Origin of the sequence: Desulfatitalea tepidiphila, from assembly GCF_001293685.1 — a bacterium.
Classification (GTDB): domain Bacteria; phylum Desulfobacterota; class Desulfobacteria; order Desulfobacterales; family Desulfosarcinaceae; genus Desulfatitalea; species Desulfatitalea tepidiphila.
Window position 1 is genome coordinate 415,807 of sequence record NZ_BCAG01000005.1, and the last position, 15,499, is coordinate 431,305.

A 15,499-nucleotide genomic window follows, 5' to 3' on the forward strand; every position below is an offset into this window, starting at 1 on the left:
GAAAAAGCTGGAGCATCAGTTTCCGGCCTGCACGATCAGCTCCTTGCGGTAATGATCGAGCAGCGTGGACTTGGACAGCAACCCGACAAAACGGCGATTCTCGACCACCGGCAAGGCCTCCAGATCCTCATGCTCCATAAGCGAAAGCACTTCGGAGAGTTCGTCATCCGGCGCCACGGTAGGCACGTTCGACTCCATGAGTTGTTCGATCATAAGAACGCCGTACATCTGGCGATCGAACAGGAATGGCCGGATGCGATCCACAAAAATCATGCCCTGGTAGGCCCCGCTGTGCGGGTCCACCACCGGAAACAGGTGTTCCTTCGACTGCTCGAGAATGGTCAGAAATTCACGCAGCAACATATCGCCGCGCAAGAGCGTCGGAACCTCTTTGACCAATTCTCGTACGGCCAGATCGGAGAGCACCCGGGCATCGGTGCCCGGACGGAGAAACTGGCCCCTCTCGATCAGGTCCCGCAGATAGTATGACGCGGGTTCGATATAGTAGCAAAAGGTGGAGGTCAATGCCGAAACGATGATCAGGGGCAGGATCACATCATACCCGCCGGTGATTTCCACCACCAGAAAAATGCCGGTTAACGGCGCCTGCAAAATGCCGCTCAACAGCCCGGCCATTCCCAGCAGGGCGAAACAGCCTTCGTTGCTGAGGATCGCCGTGGGCATGATCCAGCTGAGAAAACGGTGGTAAACCAGGCCCACGAGGCTGCCGATCATCAGGCTGGGGGCGAAAATACCGCCCGATCCACCCCAACCCAGCGTCAAGGCCGTGGCCAGCATCTTGGCCGCCATCACCAGGGCGGCCAGCAGGAGGCCCTGGGAAAAAGTACCCTGGATCATCTGCTGCACCGAGAGATAGCCTTCGCCCAGCACAAACGGCAGATAGATCCCGAGCAGGCCCACGGCCAGCCCGCCGACGGCCGGACGGACCAATGGCGGAATGGGGGTTCGCATGGCCACCCCATGCATGCCCTTAAGCATTCTTCCCAGCACCACGGAAACCACGGTGGCCACTATCACCACGCCGAAACTGGCGGCGATATCGGGCAACCCGATGGTGTAGTGCTGACGAGGAAAAACAATCTGATTCCCCTGGAGCAGCCGGCTCACTTCGGTCCCCGCCACCGCGGCGATGGCGATGGGAATGATATTGAACGACCGCCATTCACCGAGAATCACCTCGACCGTGAAGACCAGTCCGGTAATCGGCGCATTGAAAATCGAAGCGATGGCGCCGGCCGCCCCGCATCCCACCAGCGTGATGCGTTGCCGCTCTTTGAGTGAAAAAAATTTGGCGATATTGGAGCCCAGGGCCGCCCCGCTGATCACGACCGGCGCTTCCGGACCTGCCGAACCGCCGCTCCCGATGGTCAGGCAACTGGACACCAGTCGCGAATAGCTGGATCGAAACCGCAGCAGACCGCCATAGCGCGATACCGCATAGACCACCTCCGGGACCCCGTGACCGGCGCGTTCTTTCATCAGAACATTGAGAAATATTGCCGAGAGGGTGGCACCAACGGCCGGCAGGACGACACCCCACCAGTGATGATGCAACGTGTGCAGCGCCGTACCCATGAAATGGAGGGAGCGATTCAGAGCGACCGCCGCCAGACCACTGCAGGCGCCCACCAGACCGGCCATGGCAATGACAATCAAACGGTCATCGGATCTAAAAACGGCCCATTTGCGCCTGGCCGCTTTCAGCATGCCGCGTTCGCTCATGTTGAATCACATACCCTTATGTACGCTGCGGTTTGAACGATGGGTCATTGCATCTCGGCCAACCTGTCCAAGAGCGCCTGGGCAGGCGGCGCAGTCAGCAGATAATCCCGGAACGAACGGTTGCGAAGGAAAAAAGAGATCTTGGACAAAAGGGTCAGATGCAGCTTGGTCGACCCGCTGAGCAGCACCATCATCACGGAAACCGGCTGGCCATCGATGGCATCGTATGGGATAGGCCGGGCGAAAAAACAGGTGCTGATCTGCGGCAGCATCAGACCGACACCCGGATTGGCCCTGGGATGGGGCAGCGCGATCCCATGACCGATGCCCGTGGAAGCCAGTTGTTCCCGTTCGATCAATTTTTCGAAAACGATTTTGCGATCGATCCGCTCCAGGTTGGGGATGTTGGCCACTGCGGCCTGCAAGGCCGCCTCTTTGCTGTCCCCTGTCAGGCCATAAAAGATGCCCCCCCGTTGCATGGCCGGCAATACCCCGTCGAAGGCCGCCTCCTCGCTGGGCTGCACGGCACCCGCTGTCTCGTGGATGCTGAGTTTGTGCTCGTCGGCCCATCGCTCGAACATCTCCTGCCGGATCACATACTCGCCCCGGTTGCGCTGCATGGGAATTTTCCCCTGGCGCACCCAGCGGTGAAGCGTCTCCAAGGGGATGCTCAGGCGCGTGGCGACTTCTTTTATGGTGAGCTCCACAGGCATGCGTTCTTTCCCATCCACGATTAAAACAAAAAAACCTAACCCAATACATTTTGCCCAAAAAGTCAATCCCATATCGCCGGCAGGGCAGGGATTCTAACTGAATTCTATTCATTAAGCCCGGCGTGAGTGGGACAGGTGGCCGATGCCACAGGGCAAGCGAATTCAAACTCCGGAAGCGTGGCAAACGGGCAGGGCCAGCGCAGTCGTGCCCATCCTCAAACGGAGCCCATGACTGCGCTGCGTCGGTCGACCCCCTCATGGCTTCGGGAGCCAAGGTCGCGCGCCGAACCGGCCGTGCCGTTTCAGGATGGGCACGAAAAGAGAGCCCACCGTTCTGAATTTTCAGATTGACGCTGTCGTCGAAATGCGCCTACCAACCCCTGGCGTTGATGATAGTTTTCAGTTTCGTTTCCATCTGTTTTTCGACCAACACCATTTTCTCGGCCCTGGCCTGGTGAATTTTCTCGGTCAGCGCATCGATATCCGCAGGTTTTTCCACGAAATCCATGGCACCCAGCTTCATCGCCTCGATCCCCTTTTCCAGGGTGGCATGCCCGGAAAGCAGGATCACCTGTAACTCCGGCCTCTTGCGCTTGATCGCCTTCAGGGTTTCCAATCCGTCCATACCCGGCATCATCAGATCGAGCACAATGGCATCAAATCCACCTTTCTCGACCTGCTCCAGCGCATCCAGGGCCGATTCTGCCGTGGTCACCTCCATGCCCCGGGCGCTCATGCGTTCGGACATGACTTCCAGGAAATCGGTTTCATCATCGACGAGTAAAATTTTTTCTGCCATATGGTGCCTCCTTTCGGCCGCCTACCCATCTGACCCCGTTGCGGGCAGACAGGAGATCAACGATTCGACAGGTTCACGAGAAGCGTTCCCGCATCGGGATCGATGTGGCACGCTGCATCCAACGATTGTAGCAAAACATTTTCGGCTTCTCCGGGAAATTCCCCCTTGTCCGCCCCCTTCAACCCGGAAAGCGGTGAAAAAAGAATTCGTGCCCCATCCTCGACTTTTTCGACTTGCAGATGCAACACCTTCTCCGGACCCAAAACCTCTAAACTAAATGTCATACAATGACCCAAAAAGGTCAACAGCCAAAATGGCGCCGTCTTGACCGTCATCGGCAATTCTCCCATCGACAACTGCAGCGTCGCCTGCTTCATGGAGACTTCCCGCTGGGTCAACGCGGCCAGCAACGAAACGACGTCGTTCAGGTCGACCGTGGTCAGCGGTTCGTCGATACTGTGTCCGAAGCGATTGAGATGTCTGATCAGCGTGTCGGCCCGGCGGGTCTGTTGGTCGATGCGATCGGCCAATATTTTAAGGCGTTCGGGTTTAAGCGGTGTGCCCTTTTCAGCCATCAACAGGTAATCGTTCAGCAGGCCGGCATTTTCCTTGATAATCGCGAGCGCGTTTTTCAACTCGTGGGACACCGATGCCGTCGTACGGCCGAAAAACTGCAGTCCGGTCCAGCCGGGCAAGTCCGTGGTGGTGGTCATTGGTCGCCTCCAATGTCCCCTATCAACTCCTTCATCCGCTTTAAAAGATCCTCGATATCCACGGGCTTGACCATGTAGCAGGTCTCGCCCTCCTGGCATTTGACCTTGTTGAAGTCCATCTCCGATCCATAGCCGGTCACGAAGATGAACTTCATGCGGGGATGTCGTTCGTGGAGGCGCTCCCTGAGTTCCAGCCCACCGATCTTGGGCATTTTCACATCCAGTATGGCCAGATCGTAATCGACCGCATCGGCTTTATCTATGGCTGCCTGGGCCGTAGTCACCCAATCGGCCTTGATACCGCGCAAATCGAGTCTTTCCGCCAGGGCAGAGGCCAAATCCACCTCGTCGTCAACCAGCAGTACGCGCATCGTTTCGTCCTTTCCGGGGCGGCATGGTCATCGGCAGTTGTATTTCAAAGGTGGTGCCCACGTCGACCTCACTGGAAACCGCGATCTGACCGCCGATCTCATGCGCCAGGCTATAGGTGATCGAGAGCCCCAGTCCTGTGCCACCCTGCCCGGTTTTGGTAGAGAAAAAGGGTTCGAAAATCCGATTCAGGTCCTCCTTGGGGATACCGCAACCATCATCGCTGATCCTGACGGTCACGCCCCGGGTACCCGCCGAAGGTAAAACCTGAACATTGATATGGCCGCCGTTGGGCACCGCCGCACAGGCATTGTTGACGATATTCAGAAAGATCTGCTGGAGTTTACCCCGATCGCTTTGAATGGTCGCAGCTTCGGGAGACACCTCTATATTGATCTGCACTTCCCGTACCTGGGCCTGCTTTTCGATGAAACTGAACACCTCATACACCACCTCGCCCACATTGATCTCTTCGACCGTGGCCTCCAGGTTGCGGGCAAACGTCAACAGCCGCTTGGTGATCCGGCCCGCCCGCTTGACCGAGGCCGAGATGGCATCGACCAGGCCGATCAGCTTCTCATCGGCCGAATAGGTCTTCTTGAAGGTGAACAGGTCCTTGATCAACCCGGCCTTCTCACCGATGATGGCCAGCGGGTTGTTGATCTCGTGGGCCACGCTGGCCGCCATGCGACCAATGGAAGCCATTTTGTTAGCATACTCCACATGGTGCAAACTGACGAGGCGTTTTTCGTCGGCCACGTACATGTTGTTGACCATATAGGTGGCCGTGCCGAGGATCACCCCCAAGATCAAGGTCACGCTGATGACCAGAAACAGAATCAGTCCCAGACGGGTACGGTGCCACGAGCGCATCAGGTCCTGCTTCTTTTTGACAATCATCAGGATGAACGGGGTATCCTGAATGAAACGATAGCCGATCAACAGCTTTTCCCCCTCGGGATTGACCGCGTCGACCAGCTCGGTGGCCGAACTGAATTCAGGAATAGGCAAATCCAAGTAATCCAGTACTTGACCATGGTATCGCGAATTGGTCTGCAGGATCCCGTCTCGGTTGATGATAAAAGCATCACCGAGACCTCCCAGTTCCAGGTTGGCAAGCAGATCCTCAAACGGCGAGATCCCGACCGACGCCCTTAAAATCTGAAAGTCCCCATCGGGCATCGTCTGCTTGACGGCAATGACCAGATGCGGCACCTGCCGGAATCCGAGGAAAATATCGCTGACATAGACACCGCGCTCGACGACCTGCTGAAACCAGGGTTGCTCGTGGTAATCCTTGTCATACAACTCGAAATCCCCCACATAGGCCTCCTGCTCGCCGCTGGACCCGATAACGCCCAAATCGACGAATCCGCCACCGAAACTTTTCTGCAGGGCATCGAGTATGAAGGCCAGACGAATCGGATCGCCCAGGTCATCCGCAGGATTGTCCCGTACAATGAAATCGAGGGCCGCACGTCGCTCGATGAGGAAAAAACCGATGGCGCGCTGGGTATTGGCCACCACCCGGGCCGTGGTGGACCGGAACTCGGATTCGAAGGCCTGTTCGGTCACCTTGTAATCCACCAGGGTGATGAATATCAACGGCAGCAAGGCCACCACCCCGGTGAGCAGGACCGACAATTTCCAGATGCGGCGATAATTGAACAGGTATCTGGGGGCCCCCGGTAAGTGATCGGGAACGTTCCAGAAACCTGGTATGAAGTTGCGTACCGGCATGGGGTTCATCTCATTTTGGCCGGCCGTAATGTCGCCACAGGACGCCTGGGGCTAAATTACCGCCGGTTACTTCGTATGCTTGCGCTGAATCTTCTCATTGGCCCGTTTGATGGTCGCGCTGAGTTCCTCCACATCCACCGGCTTTTGCAGATAGGCGAATGCACCCAGCTGCATGCAGGTTTCCCGGTCCGCGTCGGAGCCGTGGCCGGTCAGGATGATCACCTCGATCTCGGGCTGCGTCTCCTTGACCCGGCGCAATACTTCTATACCATCGATTCCCGGCATTTTTAAGTCCAGGATCATCACGTCCGGTTCATCTTCGCGCACCACCTCCAGGGCCGACTCGCCATCATAGGCCACGGCGGACCCCAAATCACGCATGAGCAGGCGCTCGGACAGGGTTTGCACGAATTCACGCTCATCATCGACCAAAAGAATTCTGGAAGGCATATTAAAATCCTGTTTTCGATAAATGTCGGCCTGGTAAAAGCCAGGGCCGACCTTGGTGGTCACTTCCTTTACCTCGGGCACCTTGCCGGCAATGGTTTTCAGTTCGTTTTCCAGACGGCTGAGCATCAACACGTGCTTGTTGATGGTCAAGGTCACGACACCATCCTTGGCGCTTACGATCACCTGATGTCCCTGGTTGACCAGGGCCACCTCCACTTCTGCGGCCAGCAGAAAATCGGCTACGGCTGCATCGCTCCGCGCCGTTCGGCGAACGACATCCGAAGCCGCGTTTTTGGCGATGTCACGGGCAATCTCCTCAGGGGCCAGTTTGTCCGTGGGCAGCACCATGTCATACAGATCCGATGCCCAGGGGTCGGAAATCTCCCGCAAGCTTTGAACCCATGCGGCCCGATCTTCATCCTGCTTATGGATCAGTTTGAGGGCGTCCGGTTCCGGGACATTCATGGTCGTCATGGCCTTGACCAGCCGTGATTTCAAATCGGCGATGAGACAGATGCGAAGCACATGGCTGATCCTGGAAGGGATCAGATGACTGACGAATCCGTTGACGATCAACCCGTCCTCTCCGATGGCTTGGGCGGTCACCAGTCGCAGATAGGCAATAGCCCGCTCACGATCATGGGTGAATTTATTGAACACCGAGGGTTGGGCTGCAAAGGCACGCTCGACCTTGGCTTCGGACATGCCGGCAAGCTGGCCGGCCCGCTCGATCAAATCGACATCACCAACCAGGCGATAGCCGGTCTGTTCGGCCATGGCGCGCAAAACGATCTCTTCGTCACAGAAACTGCCGCTGAATAATGAAATGATGGACATGGTCTTCTCCCATTCACAGTCATTAATTTTCTACGAGATGACAAACAGTCAACAATGGACAAGTCGGCTCACTACTCTCTTTATGGGCTTGGGGGTGCACCGCGGCAATAGCCTTTTCCATGGTCGGGAACAAATGATCCCCACCTATCTTTTCCGGCAAATGGGTGTTGCGCAGCACTTTGAGCACGGCTTCGTTCACACCGCTCAACGAGATGTCCACACCGGCGCTGCGCAATCGGTCGATCAACAACGAAAGCGTCTCCTCGCCCGAGGCATCGATATCGTTGATGCCGTTGGCCACGAGGATAATATGCCGCAACTTCTTCTTGTTCCGAAGGATTTCCATCATCTTGTCTTCCAGGTAGCTGGAATTGGCGAAAAAGAGCGGGCCGTCGAAACGCACCATCGCGATGTATTCACACTCTTTCAAGCCATGGGTGCTGGCGCAGCGCAATGCATCGTCCGCAGCCCGCGCGAGGGATACCACCTTCGGACGCATGCTGTTGTACAAGAAGACGCCCAGCGACAAGACCACACCGATCATGATGCCTTTGTCCAGATGGGGGGCGAATACCAGGGTCGCCAGAAACGAGATAATGGAAATCACGCCGTCATACCATTTGGCATGCCAGGCATGCACGAAACCGGAAACGTTCACCAGGCCGATCACCGCCATCATGATGACGGCGGCCAGCACCGATTGGGGCAGATGATACAATAACGGGGTAAAAATAACAGCACGATCACCACGGTCATACTGGTAAACACGCTGGAGAGCCCCGTTACGGCGCCGGCCTGCAGGTTGACCGCCGAACGCGAAAACGATCCGGAGGTCGGATAGCTCTTTCCGATGGCGCCAAGGATATTGGCCAGTCCCTGTCCGATCAATTCCTGGTTGGGGTCGAGACGCTGACCGGTCTTGGCAGCCATGGCCTTGGCAATGGAGATGGCTTCCATGAAACCAAGCAGTGAAATGATGACCGCAAAGGGAAAAAGGTGTCCCACGACCGTCCACTGGATCTTGGGAATGGAGAGGGTGGGCACCCCTTTGGGGATGGTGCCGACCACAGCGCCGCCGCCCATCATGGTGATGGCCTCCGTCGGTATGGCGGCGTTACCCACCTTGATGTGCCAACGGCGGCCGTCGGTTTCCGCCCCGGCCGGCACGGCTTCAGATGGATAGAACCGCAACCCCTGATCGCCCTGAGGCACGCCCTTGAAAATAAGGTAGCGCATCCGTTCCCGGGCGACATGGGACTCCTCCTTGAGGCGGTTTATCTTTGCGTTGATGATGTCCATGTCGTGCTGGGCATCGATGGTGCCAAGGGTATCGCCAGCGTTGGCCGCTTCGGTCAATTCTGCGCTCACCTCGGTTCGCTGCCTGGCGAGCGCCGCGATTTCAGAGGTGGCGGCATTGAATGAATCGAGCAGCTCCTGGACCTCCTGGGACTCGATTTGGCTGCGATCCACCTTGACATTGTGCTCGAAACCGATGGTCCAGGAGATCAGGGTGGTCACCACCACCGCCACGAGAACGTTGGGAATGCGGGGATTGAGCATCTTGAGCCCGTACATGATGCCAAAGGCCAACGCACCCATGAAGAGGGTCGGCCAGTGTGTGTAATGACCGGCCGCCTGGATCACCCGCCAGATGGTTTCGTAATGGTGCCCGGCCTGGTCCACATAGACACCGAACATCTTGGAGAGCTGGGACGAGGCGATGATAATGGCGGCCGCATTGGTGAAGCCGTTGACCACCGGGTGGGAGAGAAAATTGACCACCAGCCCGAGTTTAAGCACCCCCAGCGCCAATTGGAATATGCCGACCATGAGGGCCAGGATGATGGCATAGGCGATATACCCTTCGCTGCCGGCCGTGGCCAGGGGTTCCAGCGACGCCGCCGTCATCAACGACACGATGGCCACCGGTCCTGTGGCCAGTTGACGGCTGGAACCGAACAGGGCGGCGATCATGGGCGGCAGAAACGAAGCGTAAAGCCCGTAATAGGCCGGCATGCCCGCCAGTTGGGCATACGCCATGGATTGGGGGATCAACACGAGGGCCACGGTCAGCCCTGCGATCGCGTCGATCTTGAACGCACTGAATTTGTAGTCCTTGAACCATTCGATAAAGGGGAAAACTTTGGCAAGCATCTTCAGCTCCTGGTTGGCGACACGTGATTTTGTAAAATGGTGCGACACGATTGAACCACATCATCGTAGAGCACACCGGCATCGTACAGATTGTGGGTGTGAAAACGGACCAATCCATCCACCATAGTGAAAACGATCATGGCCATGCGGCGCGCCGGCCCCTTGCGAATCGAGCCGTCCTGTTGACCGGTCGCGACCGCCCTTTCAAAAATATCGATCAGGCAGTTGTAAATCGCCTCCAAATAGTGATGGCAGGTGGGGTTGACCCTTGCCAGCTCATAGGCGTCATGGCGGTGCAGCAGCATGAAACGATCTTCCATCTGGGAGGCCATCTGCAGATAGAAGCCGATCACCGCCTCGACCATCTCCAGGCCGCTGGCAAAGTGGTGCTCCCGCCGGTAGCGGGAGAACTCTTCGACGATATCCTCCTGGAATGCCTTCAAGATCGCCAGGAAGAGCTCTTCTTTGTTTTTGTAATGATAGAAAATGGTGCCCTGGGCCACGCCGGTGGATTTGGCCAGTTCGGCCATGGAGGCGTCCTTGTATCCTTTGACCGCCAACAGGTGGGTAGCGGTGAGCAAAATTTCGGCCTTTTTGGACATCGCAGCGATCCCATAAAATTTAACTGAGTGCTCAGTCAGTATCTTACAGGTCTGCTGCTGTCAACCGAAAATTTGCGAGACATATGAGACACAAGTGGATCGAAAAACAGCGATACATTGTGCCCTCAAATCGGCAAAAATTCGCCGAGATGGAAAAACATATTGTTTTTCATAAGGAATTTGGTGCACGAATTTATTATTCGGGCCTGGCATGTTCGTTGAATTATCGAGGAGGAATTATTCAACCCTGCCAGAAATGAAACTCAAAGGAGAACGACGATGGCAAGATACGAATGTCCGTGCGGCTACATTTACGATCCAGCAGAAGGCGACGCCGAACACAACATCCAGATCGGGACCGCCTTCGAGGACCTGCCCGATGACTGGGTCTGCCCCAAATGCGGCGCGGAAAAGGAGTTTTTTGAACGGCTGGAGGACTGATCGGCATCAGTCGATCCAGCCACCGAAACGCACCCGCCAGAGCACCACGGGTGCGGCGGTGCTCGCCCAAAAAAGAAGTGAAGACCACATGATACGACGGCCGGCGCGTTGTGAACGACGGCGTGCGTCCTGGTACAGGGCAGGATTGTGTCGGCCAACCGAAACGGCGACCAGACCGGCCAGGGCTTCACAGATCACGAGGGCCACCAGACCGTAAAAAACGAATCCCACGGCATGGTGCGCCGTGAGGAAGAAGCACCACGGACACGGATGGCCGAGCACTTCGTAGACATAGGGTGCGATACCGAATTTCAATCCGTTCAATGCGGCCACGAGCCATAGCAGCAGCAAACCGGCCGAGATGGCAATAACGCCCTTTCCGATCCGCCCACACCACCCGTGCAAAGCGCCCCAGACCGTCATGACGCCGCTGGCCGCCATGCAGGACCAGAACCACGCCCTGGACGACATGAGGTCTGTCGTCCAGGCGGTGACCCACCCCTGGCCGCCAACCTGATCGTAAAGCACAGCGCAGCAACTGACCGGCACCTCCGTTGTCAAGGCGGGCAGGGCCTGGGCCAGGCTCCAGGTGCCCAGCACCATAAATGGCGACGCCACCAGCAGCAACCTCGCCTGCAACAAAGAGAGCCACCCTTCGGGTCGGCAGCCGTCGATCTGTACCACCACGAGCCAGACGTAGAGCACTCCCAGGGTCAGCGCGCGATACAGCAGCGTCCGGGCACCGGGTGCGCCCATGGCCTGGAGCACGCCCGTTCCGCACATGGCGCCAGGCACGAGGGAAGGCCACAGGTTGCTGATGCCGATCACCAGCAGCACGAAAGCCGCGGCCAGGAGCAACACCACCCAACGCCCCTGATAACGGGTCAATTCAAGGGCACGTTCACACCAGAGTTGCTGGGCGTCAAGAGATAACGGCTGCCAGTTCGGCAAGATCCGCAATAGCCGCCAGGCGGCACCCATATAAATCAGCCAGGCCGTGATATCGAGAAGCCAGATCGCCAGGGCCGTCGGATGCCAGGTCATGGATCGGGCTCCAGGCGAGATGAGTGCAAACGAAATTTTTGCCCGAATATACGGGTCTCATCGCACAGACGCACATCATGGGAACAGACCACCACACAGGCGTCATCGGCCGCCGCCTCGGCCAGAAGGATGAGCAGGTTGGCGGTGCCGTCATCGTCCTGAAAGCTGGTGGGTTCGTCCATCAACAGAAAACGGGGCCGGGTGATCAGGGCCCGAACAATGGCCACCCGCTGCCGCTCTCCGCCGGAAAGGGTTTGCAAGGGCTCCCGGCCCGCTGCAGGCAGGTCCAACTGTTTCAACAGCGCCCCCGCCCGCTGGATCAGCGCCGTGTAGGACGATGCCGTGGGAATGCAGGGGAGCAGCACGTTCTCCATCACCGAAAGATCCGGCACCAGGTTTAAATGCTGAAACACCATGCCCACCTGCCGCCGCCATCGGTCCCGATGAGGTGCGGGCCATCGCGAAACCGGCTGGCCGTCGGCCCATACTTCCCCGCTGGTCGGCCGCAACAACCCGCCCAGCAAGTGCAGCAGCGTGCTTTTGCCGGTGCCGGTGGGAGCGGATATCAGCGTGGCCTGTCCCGGTGTAAACCGGGCTTGAAGCATCTCCAGCACCGGTTTACGGCCGGGCCGCGCAAAGCCCAACTGATGGCAGGCCAGTCCCGAAAGGTGCATCAGCGGCCTCCTTCCAGAATGTCGCCGGGCTCGGCACCGGCCGCCCCCCATCCGGTCCAGAAAACGGCCGCCATGAACGGCACGCCGACCAACACCATCGACAGCAGCCACGCGCCGGCGCTGCCTGCGGAAGACAGGTAGAACCCCGGCGGCGGGCCGCTCCATCCGAACAGCAATTGTGGGACCCAGGTCATGCCGGGCCAAAAAAGCAGCAAATGGGCGATCAAGGTGCCGACGGCCATGGCCGGGAGCCCCACCAGCAGACCGCGATACAGATGCAGGCGCAACATGTCGGCGCCGGTCCAGCCCACCGCCCTGAGCACACCCGTCTCCCAGCTGCGCCGGCCCCAAATCCCGACCGCCATCACCACTGAAAGAATCGCCAGCAGCAGCGGCCCGATGCCCAGGCAGGCCGTGCCGGTGGCGCGGGAAATATGAGCCAGATGACGCCCCAGCTGTTCCTGCCGGGTGGTGATCTGCACGGGCCAGTCGAAAGCGGCCGCCAACTCCGGCAGCAGTGCCGATGCTTCATCCGGGTGAAACACATCCAACGCCAGGTCGCTGGCTTGCCCGGGACCGAGCCCCAACAGCGCCCGGACATCCTCCGCATGCGCCACGACCACGTCGTGAACAACCGAACCGGCGCCGCGGGGCAACTGCCCGATGACCGTCAGCAGACGCGAAACAGAACCATTTAAGGAGATGTGATCCGGCGTTTCATCCCCTGAAACACCGGGGCCGGCCAAGGCTTGTCCCGGTTGCGGCAGTGGGCAGCCGGACGGCAAGTCGATATGATCTCGGCCATCGACGGCCACCAGTGTCACCGCACCTTCCGGGCCGCTCACCACACCCCACAAACGGGCCCGGGGACGAAGCACGCCCACCACGGACGCTGCCCTGGCCCGCGCCGTCTCAGCATCCAGGGGCAGCCATCCTCCGGCGCCCACCCGCCGCACCACCACATGGGGGGACTGCTCGAGCAAACGGGTGCTGGCCGTGGCCAGGGTTTGCTGCAGCAGGAGCACCAGGGCCGCCAGGGCGGTCACCGCCGCCAGGGCCACAAAAAGGACCAGGGTAAAGGCAGGTTGCCGCATCAGGTCACGGGCGGCCCAGGAGGCCAGGGCCGGGGACCAGAATTTCCGATGTGTGGTTTGGAACATGGCGTGCGGCATCTCGGTTATCGTGGCGACGGAAGAAGCAGGCGTCCGTTCGCGGTCCCAGTCAAAGAGTGGACTCATCCGTACATCCACGGCCGGCGGCAGCAATTGCGGGTGGCGCTGAAAGGTGCCGGCCGGCCAGAATGCCGGCGATGGGAGATCCAGGGCCGCCATCCAGCGCAGTGCCGCGCGATCCTGCCGGCCGGTCCGTAAGTACCGATCGGCGGTGAGGGTCATGATGATCACCAGCGGCAGCATTCCAGCGATCCATACGAGCAACCGGGCCCACCGCATCGATTTTTCCATCGTCTCCCGCCCCTCGTTCAATCCGTTCAATTTTGATGAGCTCGTAAAAAGCGGCTTACCCCGCTTCGCGGTGAAACATTTGATCCCAGGAAACGGCCCACAATAATGACGCTTCCTTAGAAGTCCGGAATCAGGTTTCCCCGTCATCCCGGCGGAAGCCGGGATCCAGTATTTTCAATAGCTACTGGATGCCGGATCAAGTCCGGCATGAGGCTTCTATGACCTTTTACCGTACCGTCAATTTTGTTTTGACGGGAATAACGCCCCCCACAACTCGTCGTCGACCTCCCTGAGCCGAAATACGCGCCGGCCGCCATGGCGCTTCTTGAACGCGGCCACCTCCTGTTCGGATCCCAGGGTCACCAGGGCAGGTCCCATGGGGCCAATGACATCGGAGCCGGCCACCCACCAGGCTTCATGGGCGTCCAGGGGCGCGCCATTGAAATAGTCCTGCACGACCATTCGCTGAATGCCCTGGACCGGGACCTTCAAGCGGCGCTCGGATTGGCGCCAGGCGCGCAACAGGCAACCGTTGGCACAAAAATAGAAGGTCCGGCCGTCATTCAACACCATGGCCGCAGCGCTCTTGGGCCGCTTGGCCGGAAACATCCCGCACAACGGGCAGCGGTCTTGCTCGCTGATCTGCATCCGGCCGTTTTGATCCAAGGACTTGAGCGCCGCATGGGGCCCCTGGCCATGGCCAGTAGCCGCCTGACCATCCGGATCGGCCGCGAACCCGGCGGTGACGCCCCAAAAGAGTGCAACCCAACACACCCCGACAAAAAAGAAGTGTCGTTTCAACATGATTCTCCTTTCAAGGATAAAAAAAGCCATTCGAACGGCTCGAAACATTTGAAACCAGCGAAGTTGGCCTCAGGCGGGTCGTTTCATCGCCCATCCACCTTAACTGTTTTTGACAGAGGCTTCAAGCCAAGCCCTCACGACCCGGGAATTCTAACTGAATGTCATTCATTGGATCCGACCCGGGTTGGACAGGTGGCCACCGGCCCCTTTTTGGTCTATATAAACAACTTCGTTCATCTGAAAAGGAGCCATCCAACCTTGGAGAGCGGCGTCGATCATCTTTCCATGTTTCTGCTGGGGCTGCTGGGATCGGGGCATTGCATCGGCATGTGCGGGCCGTTGATCATCGCCCTGCCCGGCCGTTATGGCCGCTGGTCCGCCCACATCATCTACCACCTGGGGCGCCTGCTGACTTACGGCGCGGTCGGTGCGCTCATGGGCGGCGTCAACCAGGGTCTGGTCCGATTGGCCGGCGGCGGCGCCCAGGCGGCCCTGGCCTGGACCACGCGCATGCAAATCGCCATCTCTGCATTTGCCGCGATCTGCCTGCTGCTCATGGGCCTGGCTCGAATCGGCCTGGTCCATGAACCCGCGTGGATGGTCAAGGCATCCCCTCAGCGGATTCCCGGATACCAAACCCTGATGCGGCGCTCCTTGGACCGCCGCAACGCGATTTGGCTTTTCGGCATGGGATTGATGCTCGGTCTGCTGCCTTGCGGCCTTTCCTACGGGGCCTTCACCCGCTGCCTGGCCGCTGAAAGTTTTGCCACCGGCGCCGCCCTGGCCGGCAGTTTCGGTCTGGGCACCCTGCCCGGCCTCCTGCTCCTCGGCACCGGCCTGACTCGTCTGTTGCGGCGCTATCAAATACAAACCGAATTGATCGCCGGTCTCGTCATGATCGGCATGGCGGTCGTGCTGTTCGCCGACGCCTGGACCGCACTCGCTTAGCTGTC

The 15,499-nt window shown here is 58.7% G+C and carries 15 protein-coding genes and 1 pseudogene; 2 read left to right on the forward strand and 14 right to left on the reverse strand.

Going from position 1 to position 15,499, the window contains the following annotated elements; translation table 11 throughout:
* Positions 1-15: 15 nt before the first annotated feature.
* From DFT_RS19550 to DFT_RS19590, 10 genes and pseudogenes are all read right to left on the reverse strand, one after another.
* Positions 16-1,743 carry a chloride channel protein gene (locus DFT_RS19550; RefSeq protein ID WP_054032939.1) on the reverse strand — a complete coding sequence of 576 codons (1,728 nt, stop codon included), beginning with the start codon at positions 1,741-1,743 and terminating at the stop codon, positions 16-18.
* Between the two features lie 44 nt (positions 1,744-1,787).
* Positions 1,788-2,456, reverse strand: coding sequence for a PTS sugar transporter subunit IIA (locus DFT_RS19555; RefSeq protein WP_054032940.1), 669 nt, complete (start codon positions 2,454-2,456; stop codon positions 1,788-1,790).
* A gap of 370 nt (positions 2,457-2,826) precedes the next feature.
* Entirely contained in the window at positions 2,827-3,255 is a 429-nt protein-coding gene (locus DFT_RS19560) for a response regulator (RefSeq protein ID WP_054032941.1), read from the reverse strand.
* A 56-nt stretch (positions 3,256-3,311) separates the two neighbouring features.
* Positions 3,312-3,968, reverse strand: coding sequence for a histidine kinase dimerization/phospho-acceptor domain-containing protein (locus DFT_RS19565; protein ID WP_054032942.1), 657 nt, complete (start codon positions 3,966-3,968; stop codon positions 3,312-3,314).
* Positions 3,965-4,339: a response regulator transcription factor gene (locus tag DFT_RS19570; RefSeq protein WP_054032943.1), complete on the reverse strand. Its 375-nt coding sequence runs from the start codon at positions 4,337-4,339 to the stop codon at positions 3,965-3,967. Before DFT_RS19570 ends, DFT_RS19565 begins: the two co-directional genes overlap by 4 nt.
* A complete protein-coding gene (locus tag DFT_RS19575; RefSeq protein ID WP_054032944.1) occupies positions 4,320-6,077 on the reverse strand; it encodes a sensor histidine kinase in 1,758 nt (585 codons plus the stop codon). Before DFT_RS19575 ends, DFT_RS19570 begins: the two co-directional genes overlap by 20 nt.
* Positions 6,078-6,143: 66 nt before the next feature.
* Positions 6,144-7,364, reverse strand: coding sequence for a response regulator (locus DFT_RS19580; protein WP_054032945.1), 1,221 nt, complete (start codon positions 7,362-7,364; stop codon positions 6,144-6,146).
* Between the two features lie 22 nt (positions 7,365-7,386).
* Positions 7,387-8,043, reverse strand: a complete 657-nt coding sequence (locus tag DFT_RS27395; protein ID WP_369688339.1) for an STAS domain-containing protein — start codon at positions 8,041-8,043, stop codon at positions 7,387-7,389.
* Positions 8,017-9,518: pseudogene (locus DFT_RS19585) on the reverse strand (SulP family inorganic anion transporter); the annotation flags it as partial. The gene DFT_RS27395 and the pseudogene DFT_RS19585, both read right to left, overlap by 27 nt.
* A gap of 2 nt (positions 9,519-9,520) precedes the next feature.
* Positions 9,521-10,120, reverse strand: coding sequence for a TetR/AcrR family transcriptional regulator (locus DFT_RS19590; RefSeq protein ID WP_054032946.1), 600 nt, complete (start codon positions 10,118-10,120; stop codon positions 9,521-9,523).
* Positions 10,121-10,399: 279 nt separating this feature from the next.
* Here DFT_RS19590 and DFT_RS19595 point away from each other — a divergent pair, with 279 nt between their 5' ends.
* Positions 10,400-10,561, forward strand: coding sequence for a rubredoxin (locus DFT_RS19595; protein ID WP_054032947.1), 162 nt, complete (start codon positions 10,400-10,402; stop codon positions 10,559-10,561).
* Between the two features lie 6 nt (positions 10,562-10,567).
* Here the strand turns inward: DFT_RS19595 and DFT_RS19600 are convergent, their stop codons facing one another.
* From DFT_RS19600 to DFT_RS26015, 4 genes are all read right to left on the reverse strand, one after another.
* Positions 10,568-11,605 carry a hypothetical protein gene (locus DFT_RS19600; protein WP_054032948.1) on the reverse strand — a complete coding sequence of 346 codons (1,038 nt, stop codon included), beginning with the start codon at positions 11,603-11,605 and terminating at the stop codon, positions 10,568-10,570.
* Positions 11,602-12,279 (reverse strand): ATP-binding cassette domain-containing protein, encoded by a 678-nt coding sequence (locus DFT_RS19605; RefSeq protein WP_054032949.1) that lies wholly within the window; start codon positions 12,277-12,279, stop codon positions 11,602-11,604. Before DFT_RS19605 ends, DFT_RS19600 begins: the two co-directional genes overlap by 4 nt.
* Positions 12,279-13,742 (reverse strand): ABC transporter permease, encoded by a 1,464-nt coding sequence (locus tag DFT_RS26010; RefSeq protein WP_054032950.1) that lies wholly within the window; start codon positions 13,740-13,742, stop codon positions 12,279-12,281. Before DFT_RS26010 ends, DFT_RS19605 begins: the two co-directional genes overlap by 1 nt.
* 237 nt (positions 13,743-13,979) lie before the next feature.
* Positions 13,980-14,546, reverse strand: coding sequence for a nitrous oxide reductase accessory protein NosL (locus DFT_RS26015; RefSeq protein ID WP_054032951.1), 567 nt, complete (start codon positions 14,544-14,546; stop codon positions 13,980-13,982).
* 258 nt (positions 14,547-14,804) lie between these two features.
* Here DFT_RS26015 and DFT_RS26345 point away from each other — a divergent pair, with 258 nt between their 5' ends.
* Positions 14,805-15,494, forward strand: a complete 690-nt coding sequence (locus DFT_RS26345) for a sulfite exporter TauE/SafE family protein (protein WP_054032952.1) — start codon at positions 14,805-14,807, stop codon at positions 15,492-15,494.
* The last annotated feature ends 5 nt before the right edge of the window (positions 15,495-15,499 follow it).

Excerpts from the sequence above, each read along its gene's own strand:
- DFT_RS19550 (WP_054032939.1), bottom strand. The coding sequence starts at position 1,743 with ATGAGCGAACGCGGCATGCTGAAAGCGGCCAGGCGCAAATGGGCCGTT.
- DFT_RS19555 (WP_054032940.1), bottom strand. The coding sequence starts at position 2,456 with ATGCCTGTGGAGCTCACCATAAAAGAAGTCGCCACGCGCCTGAGCATC.
- DFT_RS19560 (WP_054032941.1), bottom strand. The coding sequence starts at position 3,255 with ATGGCAGAAAAAATTTTACTCGTCGATGATGAAACCGATTTCCTGGAA.
- DFT_RS19565 (WP_054032942.1), bottom strand. The coding sequence starts at position 3,968 with ATGACCACCACCACGGACTTGCCCGGCTGGACCGGACTGCAGTTTTTC.
- DFT_RS19570 (WP_054032943.1), bottom strand. The coding sequence starts at position 4,339 with ATGCGCGTACTGCTGGTTGACGACGAGGTGGATTTGGCCTCTGCCCTG.
- DFT_RS19575 (WP_054032944.1), bottom strand. The coding sequence starts at position 6,077 with ATGCCGGTACGCAACTTCATACCAGGTTTCTGGAACGTTCCCGATCAC.
- DFT_RS19580 (WP_054032945.1), bottom strand. The coding sequence starts at position 7,364 with ATGTCCATCATTTCATTATTCAGCGGCAGTTTCTGTGACGAAGAGATC.
- DFT_RS27395 (WP_369688339.1), bottom strand. The coding sequence starts at position 8,043 with ATGATGGCGGTGATCGGCCTGGTGAACGTTTCCGGTTTCGTGCATGCC.
- DFT_RS19590 (WP_054032946.1), bottom strand. The coding sequence starts at position 10,120 with ATGTCCAAAAAGGCCGAAATTTTGCTCACCGCTACCCACCTGTTGGCG.
- DFT_RS19595 (WP_054032947.1), top strand. The coding sequence starts at position 10,400 with ATGGCAAGATACGAATGTCCGTGCGGCTACATTTACGATCCAGCAGAA.
- DFT_RS19600 (WP_054032948.1), bottom strand. The coding sequence starts at position 11,605 with ATGACCTGGCATCCGACGGCCCTGGCGATCTGGCTTCTCGATATCACG.
- DFT_RS19605 (WP_054032949.1), bottom strand. The coding sequence starts at position 12,279 with ATGCACCTTTCGGGACTGGCCTGCCATCAGTTGGGCTTTGCGCGGCCC.
- DFT_RS26010 (WP_054032950.1), bottom strand. The coding sequence starts at position 13,742 with ATGGAAAAATCGATGCGGTGGGCCCGGTTGCTCGTATGGATCGCTGGA.
- DFT_RS26015 (WP_054032951.1), bottom strand. The coding sequence starts at position 14,546 with ATGTTGAAACGACACTTCTTTTTTGTCGGGGTGTGTTGGGTTGCACTC.